This window comes from Streptomyces sp. SID13726, assembly GCF_010548375.1.
GTDB lineage: Bacteria > Actinomycetota > Actinomycetes > Streptomycetales > Streptomycetaceae > Streptomyces.
Map to the genome: position 1 here is coordinate 1 of NZ_JAAGLY010000923.1, position 267 is coordinate 267.

At 54.7% G+C, this 267-nt stretch carries 1 rRNA gene; it reads left to right on the plus strand.

What is annotated here, in order from left to right:
- Nucleotides 1–147 precede the first annotated feature (147 nt).
- Nucleotides 148–267, plus strand: a 16S ribosomal RNA gene (locus G3I78_RS51010); the annotation flags it as partial.

A 267-nucleotide genomic window follows, 5' to 3' on the forward strand; every position in this document is an offset into this window, starting at 1 on the left:
CAGATATGTTGATACCCCGTTCCCGGCCATCATGGCTCGGGGCGAGGTTCCTTTGAAGAAACACAACAGCGAGGACGCTGTGAACGACTGCCTTATTCCGGTGGTTGTTCCGCTCTCGTGATGTGTGTACCCGATTACGGGTAAACATTCACGGAGAGTTTGATCCTGGCTCAGGACGAACGCTGGCGGCGTGCTTAACACATGCAAGTCGAACGATGAACCACTTCGGTGGGGATTAGTGGCGAACGGGTGAGTAACACGTGGGCA